The 13,246-nt window shown below is 49.6% G+C and carries 19 protein-coding genes; 6 read left to right on the top strand and 13 right to left on the bottom strand.

Annotation, left to right across the window (positions count from 1 at the left end):
• Positions 1-3 precede the first annotated feature (3 nt).
• Positions 4-465 carry a MarR family winged helix-turn-helix transcriptional regulator gene (locus HNY42_RS08560; protein WP_131504034.1) on the bottom strand — a complete coding sequence of 154 codons (462 nt, stop codon included), beginning with the start codon at positions 463-465 and terminating at the stop codon, positions 4-6.
• 169 nt (positions 466-634) lie between these two features.
• Here HNY42_RS08560 and HNY42_RS08555 point away from each other — a divergent pair, with 169 nt between their 5' ends.
• The 4 genes from HNY42_RS08555 to HNY42_RS08540 all read left to right on the top strand — a co-directional run bounded on the left by HNY42_RS08555 (position 635) and on the right by HNY42_RS08540 (position 2,414).
• On the top strand, positions 635-1,177 hold the full coding sequence (locus HNY42_RS08555) for a hypothetical protein (RefSeq protein WP_188004232.1): 543 nt from the start codon (positions 635-637) through the stop codon (positions 1,175-1,177).
• 23 nt (positions 1,178-1,200) lie between these two features.
• Positions 1,201-1,422, top strand: coding sequence for a PLD nuclease N-terminal domain-containing protein (locus HNY42_RS08550; protein ID WP_251138750.1), 222 nt, complete (start codon positions 1,201-1,203; stop codon positions 1,420-1,422).
• Between the two features lie 175 nt (positions 1,423-1,597).
• Positions 1,598-2,023, top strand: coding sequence for a MarR family winged helix-turn-helix transcriptional regulator (locus tag HNY42_RS08545; protein WP_131504032.1), 426 nt, complete (start codon positions 1,598-1,600; stop codon positions 2,021-2,023).
• A 19-nt stretch (positions 2,024-2,042) separates the two neighbouring features.
• Positions 2,043-2,414, top strand: coding sequence for a hypothetical protein (locus HNY42_RS08540; protein WP_131504031.1), 372 nt, complete (start codon positions 2,043-2,045; stop codon positions 2,412-2,414).
• A gap of 38 nt (positions 2,415-2,452) precedes the next feature.
• Here the strand turns inward: HNY42_RS08540 and HNY42_RS08535 are convergent, their stop codons facing one another.
• From HNY42_RS08535 to HNY42_RS08495, 9 genes are all read right to left on the bottom strand, one after another.
• Positions 2,453-2,812 carry a hypothetical protein gene (locus tag HNY42_RS08535; protein WP_131504030.1) on the bottom strand — a complete coding sequence of 120 codons (360 nt, stop codon included), beginning with the start codon at positions 2,810-2,812 and terminating at the stop codon, positions 2,453-2,455.
• The gene (locus HNY42_RS08530) at positions 2,809-3,027 is read right to left on the bottom strand and encodes a helix-turn-helix transcriptional regulator (RefSeq protein WP_131504029.1); all 219 of its coding nucleotides are present in this window, start codon (positions 3,025-3,027) and stop codon (positions 2,809-2,811) included. Before HNY42_RS08530 ends, HNY42_RS08535 begins: the two co-directional genes overlap by 4 nt.
• A 125-nt stretch (positions 3,028-3,152) precedes the next feature.
• Entirely contained in the window at positions 3,153-3,941 is a 789-nt protein-coding gene (locus HNY42_RS08525) for an ATP-binding cassette domain-containing protein (protein WP_188004231.1), read from the bottom strand.
• On the bottom strand, positions 3,938-4,735 hold the full coding sequence (locus HNY42_RS08520) for an ABC transporter ATP-binding protein (protein WP_188004230.1): 798 nt from the start codon (positions 4,733-4,735) through the stop codon (positions 3,938-3,940). The genes HNY42_RS08525 and HNY42_RS08520 overlap by 4 nt, the downstream gene beginning before the upstream one ends.
• Before the next feature lie 23 nt (positions 4,736-4,758).
• Positions 4,759-5,604, bottom strand: a complete 846-nt coding sequence (gene nikC / locus HNY42_RS08515; protein ID WP_188004229.1) for a nickel ABC transporter permease subunit NikC — start codon at positions 5,602-5,604, stop codon at positions 4,759-4,761.
• Positions 5,601-6,545, bottom strand: a complete 945-nt coding sequence (locus HNY42_RS08510; protein ID WP_131972852.1) for an ABC transporter permease — start codon at positions 6,543-6,545, stop codon at positions 5,601-5,603. The genes nikC and HNY42_RS08510 overlap by 4 nt, the downstream gene beginning before the upstream one ends.
• Before the next feature lie 14 nt (positions 6,546-6,559).
• Complete coding sequence (gene nikA, locus HNY42_RS08505) at positions 6,560-8,173, bottom strand: nickel ABC transporter substrate-binding protein (protein WP_131972853.1); 1,614 nt, start codon at positions 8,171-8,173, stop codon at positions 6,560-6,562.
• 181 nt (positions 8,174-8,354) lie between these two features.
• Complete coding sequence (locus tag HNY42_RS08500; RefSeq protein WP_188004228.1) at positions 8,355-8,918, bottom strand: DUF1349 domain-containing protein; 564 nt, start codon at positions 8,916-8,918, stop codon at positions 8,355-8,357.
• 42 nt (positions 8,919-8,960) lie between these two features.
• Positions 8,961-9,332: a hypothetical protein gene (locus HNY42_RS08495; protein ID WP_188004227.1), complete on the bottom strand. Its 372-nt coding sequence runs from the start codon at positions 9,330-9,332 to the stop codon at positions 8,961-8,963.
• Positions 9,333-9,419: 87 nt separating this feature from the next.
• On the opposite strand from HNY42_RS08495, the gene HNY42_RS08490 reads away from it, so the two are divergent.
• Positions 9,420-9,902 carry a hypothetical protein gene (locus tag HNY42_RS08490; protein ID WP_255508444.1) on the top strand — a complete coding sequence of 161 codons (483 nt, stop codon included), beginning with the start codon at positions 9,420-9,422 and terminating at the stop codon, positions 9,900-9,902.
• 25 nt (positions 9,903-9,927) lie between these two features.
• On the opposite strand, the gene HNY42_RS08485 is transcribed toward HNY42_RS08490, so the two are convergent.
• Positions 9,928-10,608, bottom strand: coding sequence for a VOC family protein (locus HNY42_RS08485; RefSeq protein ID WP_188004225.1), 681 nt, complete (start codon positions 10,606-10,608; stop codon positions 9,928-9,930).
• 112 nt (positions 10,609-10,720) lie between these two features.
• Here HNY42_RS08485 and HNY42_RS08480 point away from each other — a divergent pair, with 112 nt between their 5' ends.
• Positions 10,721-11,593 carry an alpha/beta hydrolase gene (locus tag HNY42_RS08480; protein ID WP_188004224.1) on the top strand — a complete coding sequence of 291 codons (873 nt, stop codon included), beginning with the start codon at positions 10,721-10,723 and terminating at the stop codon, positions 11,591-11,593.
• 70 nt (positions 11,594-11,663) lie between these two features.
• Here HNY42_RS08480 and HNY42_RS08475 read toward each other — a convergent pair whose 3' ends face one another.
• Positions 11,664-12,170: a DNA topology modulation protein gene (locus tag HNY42_RS08475; RefSeq protein WP_188004223.1), complete on the bottom strand. Its 507-nt coding sequence runs from the start codon at positions 12,168-12,170 to the stop codon at positions 11,664-11,666.
• Positions 12,167-13,237: a DUF871 domain-containing protein gene (locus HNY42_RS08470; RefSeq protein ID WP_188004222.1), complete on the bottom strand. Its 1,071-nt coding sequence runs from the start codon at positions 13,235-13,237 to the stop codon at positions 12,167-12,169. Before HNY42_RS08470 ends, HNY42_RS08475 begins: the two co-directional genes overlap by 4 nt.
• Positions 13,238-13,246 lie beyond the last annotated feature (9 nt).

Below are 13,246 nucleotides of genomic sequence, written 5' to 3'. Positions count from 1 at the left end.
TATTCACTCCTTCAAATAATGTCGAGTTCCACCTTTTTTGACAAAGTCCCATTCCCGCTCGATATTTTCACGGACGCGCTCCGTCAACTCCAGTAACCGGGCTTGTTCTTCTTCACTCAAACCAGCTAAAGCAACCCCTTTCGAATAAGCGTGTTCCTGAAGAATCACCGGACACGTTGCCTGTCCTTTTGCAGTTGCATACAGTTTTTTGATTTTTTTGTTCACGACATCCGGTCGTTTTTCGATGAATCCGGCTTTTTCTAATTTTTGAATCGATCGGGCGGCTGTCGTCCGGTCCACGAGAATCAGTTCAGCCAGTTTTTCCTGAATGATTCCTGGATTTTCACAAATCCGGACAAGATAAATGTATTGTCCTTTTGTCAGTTCCAGCTCTTTGAATTCAACATTGCTGATGGAATCGAGTGCCCGCGCAATCATTCCAATTTCACGTAATATTTCTCCCATATCGTCTCCTTTTTTTGTCTGAAGAATTATATAACTTTATTATATTGTTTTTTGTTGCAAATGCAACATTTTTTTAATTTGTATGATTTTGTTAAAAACCCTTTTATCCAATTGACAAAAAGTGTATATTAAAATCATCTATTCGTTTAAAGGAGGATCTACCTACCCCGTGAAATTCTTTAGAACAAACCGGACCAAAGAGTTGTCATGGATTCCGGAGCAGGAATGGCAAACCGTCTGCGCCAAACGATCCATTCAAATTCAGCAGCATCCGAACGAACAACTCGTCGGTCTTGCTTACAATAATCAACAGCAGGTCGTTCAAGTGACACGTAACATTCATGCACCGCTGTTCAGTTATTACGTGACGTTACTGGAAAATCGTCACACGCATAAAACGGTTTTATCGAAACGTTCGCATATGACGATTCAACACTTGTCGACACGTCTATTCAACTCGAATGAATTTGCTGAATTCAGCTTGCTCGACATCCATGTCCGCGAGGAAGGTCTTGGCGAACGTGGTTTACTGCTCGAATCGCTAATTCATGATATTCAACATAAATATACCCATTACCGGGTCAGCGGAGACTTTACCGCCATTTCTTACGGTGGACGCGTCTCTGCCGAATGCTTTACCCGTTACGGCTTTACGATTGAACAGGATCGGTTGATTTTAAAAAATTTTCATGACCGACTGTTCGTCAGCTAATCATGGCTCAGGAGGTAACTGGTTTGGATTTAATCAACCGAAAGTGGTTCAACAATATCGTCCACATGCTTGGATTCTTTTTAATGGTCACGGCTTATCGCGACTTATGGAAACGTCCGAAGACACGCGGTCCCAAATGGCTTTGGGGCATCCTGATTTTTCTCGTTAATTATCTTGGACCGATTTTCTATTTGGTTTGGGGACGGCATGTCCCGACACCGAAAATAGCATCGCGTGTCAACTAAAAAAGCATCTTTCGTCCACCCGGTTGTCGGGTCAAACGAAGGATGCTTTTTTATCAGGCGCAAGTGGTAGGAGATCAACCGATTTTGTGTTAATTTGAATATATGAAACCGCTTGATAATCAACAGCGGCTTTCATTATTTTACCGTTTATTCGGTGACAGAAAAGAGGGATCTGATGACTTCACACCTGTCTACTCCATCCTACCGTCATTGGCAGGCCATCCAAAAACTGCATCACCGCTATATGAAGGAAGTCAACGCGGTCCTGAAAGATTGGGGCTTATCGAAATCACAGTTCGATATGCTTGATACGTTATACCGGGAACAAAGTGCGACACAAAAATCACTCGAGACGACACTTGAACTGTCGAGTGGTGCCATCTCCCAAACCTTAAAAAAACTATTCGAACTTCACCTCATCACCCGCAAACGAATCGATCGGGAAAAACGGTTGGTCTTGACACCGTCAGGCGAAACGATCGTCCAGGAATCGTCCCCTGTCGTCGAAGTCATTCATGAACAGTACTTCAAACAGTTTACGATGGATGACCATGAGTCGTTTGACCGTCTTCTCCATAAGATGCAAAGCAATCATTTTTAATCCGGAAGGAGCTCTTCCAATGATTCTTCGACATTTTACACACCGCCGCTTTTTACCGGCCATCGTCGCCCGCGGCGGGCTGTCCGTAAAGGATACAGGTGGACACTACTTACAATTCGAATGGAACCCTCCGAGTGACCGGTTGTTACAGACGATGCATGACATGCGCTCTTCCGGTGAACTGACGTGGGACGAGACGGATACCGTTGCGCTTGACTTCGATTTCGTCAAGATGCAGGCGGCAGACATTGAAGTCCTTGAGCAAGTAAAGGATGTTATATGGAACGTCGACCCTGACTCAAGCGTCGGTCCCTCCCGCTTCGTCAAAAGCTTTTTATCGCTCGGCTACTTGACGGAAGAATCACGAGAACAGTTATCCGAATACTACTGAAGAACAGGTCACTTGATCTGTTCTTTTTTGGTTCACCTTCAGCTTCGTCGACTGTACATAAACAGCGTCACCGGGAACGTCATGACTTGAATGAACAGCACACACAATAGTGCAGTTAGGACATCTTCGATGATTCCCCACTGCACGAGCATGACTACCGCAAACACATAGAGGATACTCAACGCATATGACACCTGACCACTTTTCATCTTAATCGCTTCTTGCCGCTCGTCATACGTATCAGCGGAAGGAAAGACGAATTCAATCGCCAATTGACTGATTCCGACGAGGATGAGGATGATACTGTGCGGGCTCGGTCCATCAACAAGAGTCAGATAGGTACCGTAGACAAGTAGAATGGCGAACAGTACCCGATTAATCAAAGGCATTCGTTTCATTTAACATCATCTCCTTTTTTCTTTGCTTCTGGTCTGAAAATCGTTTCGATCGGACAATCAAACAGAGCAGCGATTGAAAACGCCAGCTCGAGCGACGGATTATAACGCTCTTTTTCGATGGAGATAATCGTCTGCCTTGATACACCCAGTGCTTTAGCGAGTTCGCCTTGCGACCACTGACGGGCTTCCCGTAATACCTTCACGCTATTCTTCATTCCTGTCACCTCTCGCTTCCAATAATAGGTAAAGTGAATCCTTGTGTCAAGTTTCCTTTACAGGCAAGATAAAAGAAAAACCACTCAACCGTCTCGATTGAATGGTCAATGACACATCAGAAATCCTATTTCCGGATCGTCCGGTACCGTGGATGTGTCGCGAGCACCGCATGTCGGATCGCTTCGACATGTCCATCCGTCGCTTCCGTAAACGATTGGAGCGTCGGATAATCACCGACCAGCTGACCGTGATCCAAAATCACGAACCGGTCGCTCAGCGTCTGCGCCGCCTGGACATCATGCGTGATGAAGACGTAGGCGAGACCAAGCGTCGCTTTTAACTCCCGTAACAAGTCGAGAATCATCGCCTTGTTGACCATGTCGAGACTGCTGACGGCTTCATCCAGGATAATCAGCTTCGGATTCGTCGCAATCGCGCGGGCGATGCAGATCCGTTGCAACTGTCCGCCGCTGAACTGATGCGGATATTTCGTCAAATCCGCTTCAGTCAGTCCGACCTGTTCCAGCAAGGTGATGAGCCGTTGCTCGAGTGCATCCGGCGTCAAACGCAGGAAGTTCGTCAACGGCTCGGCAATGATTTGTCCTGCTGTGAGTTTCGGATTGACGGCAGCAAATGAATCCTGAAAGACGACCTGGATGTCCTGCCGTGAAGACAGATTCTGATAGATATCCTTTCCTTCAAACAGCACCTGTCCCTCTTTCGGCCGCTCAAGTCCGAGCAGAATCCGTCCGAGCGTACTTTTACCGGCACCGCTCCGGCCGAGTAGGCCGAGGCACGTCCCGGCTTCAAGTGTCAGCGAGACATCCTGTAAGACGGTCTGCTCCGGCTGCCGCGACAAAAAACGCTGATTGCCGTACCGGTGCGAGACGTGTTTGATCTGCAGAAGACTCATGCGTTCATTCCTCCCGCCTGAAGACCGTGCTGTTCTAGCAACCGTCGTGTATACGGATGTTGCGGCCGGTCGAACAAATCAAAGACATCCGCCTGTTCGACGATTTCCCCTTCCCGCATGACGAGAACGTGATCCGCCATTTCAGCGATGACGCTCAAGTCGTGCGATATCAACAGAATCGCCGTGTCGTATGTCGCCCGGACTTTCTCCAGATAATACAGCACCAGCTTTTGATTGTAGACGTCAAGCGCCGTCGTCGGTTCGTCGGCAATCAGGACATGCGGACGCAGGCAAACCGCAAGCGCAATCATGACCCGTTGTAACATCCCACCGCTCAGTTCGAACGGATAGGCTTTTAAAATCCGGTCCGGCTGTTCAAGATTGACTTCAAGCAGCGCTTCAATCGCCTGCTCCTTCGCTTCGCGTTTACTGCACCGGTCGTGTGTCCGGATCGTTTCCATCAATTGATGACCAATCGTGAAGACCGGTGTGAAGGCACTCATCGGATTTTGCATGATGAAGGCGATTTGACCGCCGCGGACACGACGAAGCGTCCGGTCGGACAATGTCATCAAATCGGTCGCATCGAGCAGAATCCGTCCTGATTGACGGATGACCTTTTCATCGAGCAGCCGCAACAGCGCGAGACTCGTCACGGTCTTCCCGCAACCGCTCTCACCGACCAGTCCGGTGATTTGTCCGGCCGCGAGCTGAAACGAGATATTTTGGACAAGCGGCTGACCGGCCGCGATCGTCTCAATCGTCAGATGTTCGACGGATAATACAGGTTTCATCCGGGTGCCTCCTTTCATTTTGATTATTTGTTCACACCGAACCGTTCCGATAATGATTCTCCGAGCAGGTTAAAGCTCGCAATGACGAGCATGATCATCACACCCGGATAAATCATCAGTTCCGGATTCGTCCGGATATACGATTTTCCTTCGTGAATCATCGCTCCCCATTCTGCTCCGGGGGACTGGACGCCAAGACCAAGGAACGACATCGCCGAGATGTCCATGATGGCCCAGCCCATCTCGAGGGTGCCGATGACAAGCAAAGGAGGCAGGATATTCGGCAACAGGTGCATCCGGAAGATTCTCCAGTGCGAGGAGCCGTTGACGCGTGCCGCAGCGATGAAGTTCTTTTCCTTCAGCGTCATGACAAGCCCACGGAACATCCGGGCATAGTAAACCCACTGGACAAGCATCAGGGCGATGATGACTTGTTTCAGTCCCGGTCCGAAAATTCCGACGAGACCGAGTACGAGAATCAGACTCGGGAACGCCATCACACCGTCACAAAACCGCATCAGCAGTTGGTCGACCCAGCCGCCGATGTAGCCGGCGAGCGTGCCGATCAACAAGCCGATTAACAGCGACGACGCAAAAATCAGAACGGCAAATCCGAGCGATACCCGGGCGCCGTATAACAGACGCGATAACGTACAGCGTCCGAGGTGGTCGGTCCCGAGCGGATACGTCCAGGACGCGTCCTGCAGTTTCACCGCCAGATTGACGAGATACGGATCATGCGGCGCAAGCCACGGTGCGGCCAGTGCCGCGAGAAACAGCAGACCTAAAAAAACAGAACAGCCTATCAAAATCAGCCGTTGGTTCGACAGGCGGTCCAGCAGACGTGGTCGTCCGAGCGGCACATTCATCGTCTGTTCCCTCCTTTCCGGGCAATCCGCGGATCGATTGCCAGTTGCAACAAATCAACGAGCAGACTGCTGCCGATAAATAATAAAGCAGCCAGGAACACATACCCTTGAATGATCGGCATATCCCGGTCAAAAATCGCTTCGATGAAATAACGGCCAAATCCTGGCCAGGAGAAGACGGTCTCGACGATGATCGTTCCGGTCAACAATTTCCCGAGATTCATGCCGAGTCCGGTAATCATCGGTGGAATCGCGACCCGCAAGACGTGTTTCCCGAGGATGACCGTTTCACGGATTCCGCGTGTCCGGGCAAACTGGACGTACGGTTCGCGCATTGTCTCGATGACACTTGTCCGCAACAGCCGTGTGTAAAGGGCAATCAACGGTAACGCAAGCGTGATCGCCGGCAAGATGACGTGACTCGGACTGCCGATGCCGCCGACCGGTAACAAATCGAGCTGGACGGCAAAAAAGAAAATCAGCAGATAGCCGAGCCAAAATGATGGAATCGACGCACCGATGAAGGCAATCACCCGGCTGAGATGATCAAAAAAGCCGTTTTTGCGAATCCCGGCGAGAAAGCCGAGCGGAATGCTGACGATGATCGCCAGAAACAGACTGGTCATCGCCAGTTGTAAGGTCGCCGGCAGACGGAGCAACACTTCGTCCAGGACCGGTTTTCCCGAGACATAGGACGTTCCGAAATCAAACCGGGCCAGCCGGGCGACTGTCGTCACGTATTGTGTCAAAAAGGATTGATCGAGTCCGAACTCGGCCCGTTTCTGGGCGAGCACTTCTTCTGTCGGTTGAATATGGGCGGCAGACAGATAGGCTTCTGCCGGATCAACCGGTGACAAATGAATCATTGCCGTCAGCAGTAAAATCGCGAGGAGCAGGATCGGAATGATCGACCCGACTCGTTTGAGAATATAGACTCCCATTCCGTTCACCTCCCTTATTTAATACCGATTTGTGCGAACGGACTTTCATCGCGGTTTGCCGCAAACTTGAAGTTCGTGACATCCGACTGGTAAATCGCCATCTTCTTCAAATACGAGATCGGGACGAGAGCACCTTGATCTTGCAGCGACGGCAGAATTTCGGCATACATCGCCTGACGTTTCGTTTCATCCGTCGTTTTTAGGACATCTTTCATCTCTTTCAATAACTGATCCTTGTTCGGGTAAGCGGAAATCGCTTCTTTGAAGCCGAATCCGTCAGTCCCGATGATATTAACGAACGTGTGCGGATCATATGGTGCACCGAAGTTACTGTACATGTTGATGTCAAACTTATTGTCTTTGAAACGCTGGACCTGATCCGGTAGCTCAACACCGACGATCTTCAGATCGACGCCGATATTCGCCCACTCCGATTGTAACGTCTCCGCCATCGCTTTTTGGACAAGTTCCGCTGCATCGTACATCATCTCGACCTGTAACGGTTGACCGTCTTTTTCGCGGACCTTTTTCCCGTCCGGCAGTTTCCAGCCGGCTTCGTCGAGTAGCGTTTTAGCCTTTTCGACATCAAAGTCCCGTTTTTCAACGTTCAGTTTTGATGTATACGGCAGGTTCGGCGGCAGGATGAAGTCAGCCGGTGCTTCAAGACCGGATGTGATACCTTCAACGAGTGTCTTTTTATCAAAACCGTATTGCAGGGCTTGACGGACGCGTTCGTCTGCCAGCTGTTTTTTCTTCGTGTTCATGATCAACAGACGTGTCGCAACCGGCTCCGACATCGTCGTCTTGTAAGATTTTGTTGCTTTCAGTTGATTATAGGCGTCAACACTGATCGCCCCTTCTCCGAAAATCAAATCGATGTCGCCTTTTTCAAAAGCGAGTACGCGGCTTTCGGCATCCGGAATGATGTCTACCTTGATTTTTTTCACTTTCGGCTTCGGTCCCCAGTAGTTTTTGTTGACCTTAAACGTCGCATATTGATCCGCCTTATACTCGTCGAGCACCCAGGGACCGGTTCCGACTTCTTGTTCGACACCTTTTGACGTGTCGCCGTTTTTCGGGAAGCCCGCTTCGCCGAGGAATCGGACCGGACGGACGACCGCCAGTTCCTGAATCGTCGGATAGTACGCTTCCGATAAGGTCATCCGGAACGTCTGCTTGTCGACGGCTTCCGTTTTTTCGATTTTGGAGATGAAGCCAAGCCAGCTATGTAAGGCTTTGTTTTTAAGGACTGCATCAAAGTTCTTTTTGACGATCGTCGCATCAAACGTCGAACCGTCCGAGAACTTCACATCGTCACGCAACGTGAACGTATACGTTTTGCCGTCTTTTGAAATGTCCCATGATTTCGCGAGGAACGGTTCGAGCTTTCCGCCTTCCGCGTAATGGACGAGCGGCTCATAGACCATCGACTGGGCAAACAGTTGCGACGGGTTATAGACATGCGGATTCATCTCGCCGATATCACGCGGCCAGGCCATCGTTAACGTATCTTTATTTTTCTTATTGTCAGAACCTTCGTTCGGGTTCGAACAACCGAACAACAGTGTCGTAATCGAGAGGATGGAAACAGCTTGAATAATGGATTTCTTACGGCGTGAAACGTTCATAGTAGACAGGACTCCCATTCGTATTGATAATCATTTTCAATTGTAAGAGTCCGTGCTAAGAATTGTCAATGGATAATCGGTGAAAGTGTTGATTTTGCTGTGTTTTAAGACGTTTTAATCTGATCATCCATAAAAGAAAGCACCCATCAAACTGCATGAGTGCTCAAAAATCCGATTCCTTTTATTTTGTCTTGAAGTCAAACGTCAACACTTCGACGTCACATCCCTGACCTTCGAGATTCGGACTGCAGGCATATGGTCCGACTTTCCAATCTCCTTCCGCATGCAGATGGGCTATCCGTAGCTGCTCCTTCGTCTCACCGTCGACGAAGTACAGTTCGACGTCCTGTTGATTGCAGACCAACTCAAACGTCAACGGATGATCAAAGACCGTGTTTTCGATATCCCGCGATGACCAGTCGGAATAACCGAATGATGTGACAACGGCTCCGAGATGCGATTTTCCATCCGGAATGAATTCCGCTGAAACTTTTAACCAGTTGTCATCGTTTAAATAGAGAAGAATCCCCGCCTGATCATACGTTAGACGCGGGTGCAGCTTCACTTCGATCCGGCAGGAAAAAGACGCTGCCGGAATCGGTTTAAGTAAGGCATGTCCCGTCATCCGGTTAAATTGATAGTACGTGTTGCGCCAAAAGTCGGTATCGCCCTCTGTCGTGAACTTCAATTGTTGTTGATTGTCGATTGCAGACGGTTGGTTGAGCCATTGGTAATCTTGCCACATGGTGATTCCTCCTATTTTTACAGGTTAGCGCGCTATAACTCGCTAGTCATTTCTCATACGTTCGAACTCTAGATGCTCAGACGACCCATCATTGGATGAATCCAAAAAACCGTGTCCCCAATATGCGGCTGTGTATTTGCCGTCTTTTTTCTTTACATTGAATAGATAAGATGTTTTTGGTTCGTCCTCTAAAATTATGTCATATGCGTATCCGAATTTCCAAAACTGACCTTTTATTTGATAATCTTCTTTTTCTAAACCAAATTCTTGTTTCAGCTGGCCTTCTAAATACAGTTGGTGCAACACCTTTTGATGATAGATAAACAAAAAGCAAGATATAATAGCAAGAAGAATGCTAAGTAAGATCAACCGCCCCATCCGCCACTTGCCCTTTGCTTTCCAAAAGTTCGTCATCGGCTCTTCTTTCCTCCTGTCTCTACGTATGATACGGTACGAATAAGGAAGATATTGTTAATGCAAGTTCCTACTCTTACGAAAGAAGTGATTCACTTGAAAAAACATCTTCTGAGCCTCTGTTTCCCGGTCGTCTTTTTAATCGTTCCGCTTTGGGCCGGTCAACTTTCGCCGCTCTTACAGGCACTCTTTTTCCTGATGTTATTCATCTCAATCTGTCTGTCACTACATACGGCCTGGACGTTACTCAGCCCACGTATTCCGAACTGGACGGCCCGCGTCAACAGGATTCATCCGGCGCTTGGTATCTTGCTTGGTCTCGTTCTCCTGGCAGCGTTCGGCTATCTGTTCTTCACCGTCTTTTCGCTCGTCACGTTCGGAATCATCCAAAGTGTCCTGACGATTGTCCTGATGTACATCGGCCTGGCGATTTTTGTCTTCCTCCTCAGCTGTTTCGTCGAAGGAATCACGCGTCAAGCCAAAGACTCGCTGTTTCAGCCCGTCTTGATTTTTGTCTCGGTTTCTTATGTCGTCTTGACGACGTTCGGGATTTTACAACTCATCGCTTAACCCCTTAACCCGTCTCCGAACGGGTTTATTTTTCGTGGTGCAAGATCCCCTCTGCATCCAGCCGGACGTGCAGATTTCCGTCAAGTTCGAGAATGAGCGGACTCGTAATGGCCGGTTTCGGTGAGAACAACCATGTCCGGTCTTCTCGCCCGAGCAACAGATGGGTCCCGTCTTCCGGTGCTCCGAGGAAGTTCAGGAAGTCGATGTTAATCGGTTGATGGTAGCGGTGAAAGACACCGAGCTCGGCGAATTTTGCTCCGACACCAGCGACGTCCGGCGTCGTGACGTTCATTTCACCGATGTCAAGAATGTTCTGTTCGGTTAACGTTTCAAGCGACTTGTCCGAATTGACATCATGCCGGGCAATCAGTTCGACGACGTTTTCGTCCGGATCATAAAAGTAAACGGAATGGGCATTGATATTTTCAAAATAGATTTCGTCTTCCCCATCCTCGATCAGTAACGGGACTTGGTGTTTCAACCAATCTTTCGCAAGTTGGAAGGCATCCCCCGGAACATTAAACGCAAAGTGGTATTGTTTCGGTTGCTGTGTCGTATCGAGCTCGAAGCGAAGCTGACTCGTTCCGATTTGCACCGCAAATGTCGTTTTCGTCTCTTCGACGAGTGGAAAACCGAGTGTCGTCGTGTAAAAGTCCTGCATCGGTTTTAACTCATTCGTCCAAAGTGTCGCTACTGTAATTTTCATCTTCCTTCTCCTTCGTCATTGCTTTAAATTGATTAGCTTTAGTATACAATAAATGATGTATAATACTGGTTAAAAAGTAAGTACATACCTATTTAGAAACGGAGGCAGAAAGATGAAACGTTATACACTGGAATGCGGCGGTATTTCAACACAGATTACCGAATGGGGCGAAGCGGACCGCCCGGTCATTTTTTGCCTGCATGGTCTCGGCGGAACGAGCCTCAGCTTCATTGAACTAGCGGACGCCTTACAAGATACGTACCGGATCGTCTCGATTGATGCACCCGGTCATGGAAAAACCGAACCGTTTCCGGACGAGCGCGACTATCGGTTCGCCCGGTTCTCCGATTGGCTGAACCGGCTGTTTGACCAGCTGCACATCGAGGACTTTTATTTCCTCTCGCACTCTTGGGGCAGCTTCATCGCACTTTTTTATCAGAAGGAACAGCCAGAGCGGGTCCTCGGATCCATCCTGCTTGACGGTGGATATCAGAGCAAACGGTTACGCGGGACACCATTCGAACAGGAATCTGCGTTTTACGAGACGGATTTTGAAGAATCCGTCGCGACCTGGGAAGAATTCCGGGACGTTGCCGTTTACGGACCCAAGATGCGCCGGTCACCGCTGCTTGACTTAGCCGGAAAGGATTTCGTCCGGATGCAGGACGGACGATACTACTGGCATGCCCGGGCAAAGACGGCGCGTGCGATTCTGAAGGCAATGTATCGAGACGAAATTCTCGATTTCCTCGACGACGTCCCCGGTGACAACCTGGTGTTACTCCGTGCGACGTTACCCGTCTCCGATGAGCCGTTCCGGCAAGAAGCGATTACCCTATGGCAGGGGAAAACCGGTGGAAGCGTCGTGTCTGCTCCATCGACGTCCCATATCATTCACTGGGATGATCCGGAATTCGTACTGCAGGTTATTCAGGAATACTGGACGAACTCCCTTGCCGTCAACGAACAACACACTAACATTTGAAAAGATGGACTGATTAAAAAACGACTCCCTACTCATGAGGAGGGAGTCGTTTGCTTTGTCTATTCTTCAATCAGGCGACGTTTTCGATGAAGCGCCGGACTTCTTTCCGTGACTTTAATACGATAATCGTCTTCGTTCCTGCAACTTGAGCGAGTCTCGCTTGAATGCCTGGCCGCTGTTCATCCGGATAACGCCACACCCACTTCAAAAAAGCAAAATCAATTTTTTCCGGACACCCGGCTGCCATATCCGGTCGTGACTTGTGCCGATACCGGATCGACCGTTTCAGAATACGATAGACGCAGGTCGTTCGCGACAGATCAAGAAAGATGATCGTATCCGTAGCGTTCAACCGGAGATCCATCGTCCCGCCGTAGTTCCCGTCAATGATCCAGTCATCCCGGCTGATCAAATTCGTTTGAATCTGTCGTTGTTCCTCGCGCGGCACCGCCTGCCAGTCTGCCCGCCATAATAAACTGTCGAGATGGTGAACGCGAATGCCCAGTCGTTGACCGAGTTGACGGGCTAACGTCGACTTGCCCGACCCTCCGGAACCGATCAGCATGATTTTTTTCATTCCGTTTCTTCCTGCGCTTTCACCCACTCCAGCAGGAACCGCCCGCCGGGACCAATCTGTTGCACCAACGGCCGGTCTGCTTCAATCACACGACCGATGACGTTGACCCGTTCGTCGGCCGTTAGATCCCGTTTTGTGATTTGTAATTCACCGGCATACCGTCCGTAATTCAGATTGTCGATCGTGATTGATCCAACCAGTCGGTCTGCCAGGACGACGGATTCAAGTAATCCGTTTCCAGGTCGGCCGTAAGCACGTGACTCCACCGACCGGATGACGTCCCGCGCCGGATCCATCCGGTTTGTCTGGATACTCTTTAAAAGCGGATCATCACCGGTACCGGTTGCCCGGAGAACAATGACGCCCTCCTGATACGCGGCGAACTGGTGCATCGTTCTTTCCGAAATACCGGGATCGCCAATCAGAATCCGGTCGACGGACGATTCCAACTCGAGATAGCAGGCAAATGGTGACTGTCCCCGGTGATCTTCGAGCGTCGGTAACGTGGCATGCAACGGACCGCGTAATGGCCCGTCTCCCGGGATGAACGCCTGAACCCGGATTCCTTGCCCGTGAAGCCACGTATTTTTATCGTTGAACCAGTTCCGGTCGAGTCCCGTTTCCGGACGGGGATAAAAGTTATGCCACGCTTCAACGTGCTCCAAGATAAGTCCCTCCGCTTTCATCGCGTCGAGTTCATCCGCTGTTACCGTACTGGCGTTCAAGGCGATCATCATCTGTTTTGACAAATTCGCGACCTGCTTCGGCGTCACCCCGTAATCGACACGTAATCCGGTCACGCCCCACTCGGTTAACGTTCCGGCATCATCCCATGTCTTACCGAGCGCAGCAAGTGACGTCGGGGCGATATCCGCGACAAGCTCCATCTTGAGTTCTCCGGCCAACTCACCTAAATTCCGCAATCGTTCCGTATACAATGACGGATCGTCTTCCGGAATATGTAACGACGTAAAGATCGATGTAAAACCAATCGTCCGCATCTGTCGGATGCTGTCTTTCGCCTCATCTGTCAGTGGTTCACTTAAATAAACGGCAAGTCCTTTCATCTGTTCCAC

Source organism: Exiguobacterium sp. Helios, assembly GCF_014524545.1.
Classification (GTDB): Bacteria; Bacillota; Bacilli; order Exiguobacteriales; family Exiguobacteriaceae; genus Exiguobacterium_A.
This window is presented reverse-complemented; position numbering and strand designations above follow the sequence as displayed.

Coding starts and splice junctions, on each gene's coding strand:
- HNY42_RS08560 (WP_131504034.1), bottom strand. CDS start 465: ATGGGAGAAATATTACGTGAAATTGGAATGATTGCGCGGGCACTCGAT.
- HNY42_RS08545 (WP_131504032.1), top strand. CDS start 1,598: ATGACTTCACACCTGTCTACTCCATCCTACCGTCATTGGCAGGCCATC.
- HNY42_RS08540 (WP_131504031.1), top strand. CDS start 2,043: ATGATTCTTCGACATTTTACACACCGCCGCTTTTTACCGGCCATCGTC.
- HNY42_RS08535 (WP_131504030.1), bottom strand. CDS start 2,812: ATGAAACGAATGCCTTTGATTAATCGGGTACTGTTCGCCATTCTACTT.
- HNY42_RS08530 (WP_131504029.1), bottom strand. CDS start 3,027: ATGAAGAATAGCGTGAAGGTATTACGGGAAGCCCGTCAGTGGTCGCAA.
- HNY42_RS08525 (WP_188004231.1), bottom strand. CDS start 3,941: ATGAGTCTTCTGCAGATCAAACACGTCTCGCACCGGTACGGCAATCAG.
- HNY42_RS08520 (WP_188004230.1), bottom strand. CDS start 4,735: ATGAAACCTGTATTATCCGTCGAACATCTGACGATTGAGACGATCGCG.
- nikC (WP_188004229.1), bottom strand. CDS start 5,604: ATGAATGTGCCGCTCGGACGACCACGTCTGCTGGACCGCCTGTCGAAC.
- HNY42_RS08510 (WP_131972852.1), bottom strand. CDS start 6,545: ATGGGAGTCTATATTCTCAAACGAGTCGGGTCGATCATTCCGATCCTG.
- nikA (WP_131972853.1), bottom strand. CDS start 8,173: ATGAACGTTTCACGCCGTAAGAAATCCATTATTCAAGCTGTTTCCATC.
- HNY42_RS08500 (WP_188004228.1), bottom strand. CDS start 8,918: ATGTGGCAAGATTACCAATGGCTCAACCAACCGTCTGCAATCGACAAT.
- HNY42_RS08495 (WP_188004227.1), bottom strand. CDS start 9,332: ATGACGAACTTTTGGAAAGCAAAGGGCAAGTGGCGGATGGGGCGGTTG.
- HNY42_RS08485 (WP_188004225.1), bottom strand. CDS start 10,608: ATGAAAATTACAGTAGCGACACTTTGGACGAATGAGTTAAAACCGATG.
- HNY42_RS08480 (WP_188004224.1), top strand. CDS start 10,721: ATGAAACGTTATACACTGGAATGCGGCGGTATTTCAACACAGATTACC.
- HNY42_RS08475 (WP_188004223.1), bottom strand. CDS start 12,170: ATGAAAAAAATCATGCTGATCGGTTCCGGAGGGTCGGGCAAGTCGACG.
- HNY42_RS08470 (WP_188004222.1), bottom strand. CDS start 13,237: ATGAAAGGACTTGCCGTTTATTTAAGTGAACCACTGACAGATGAGGCG.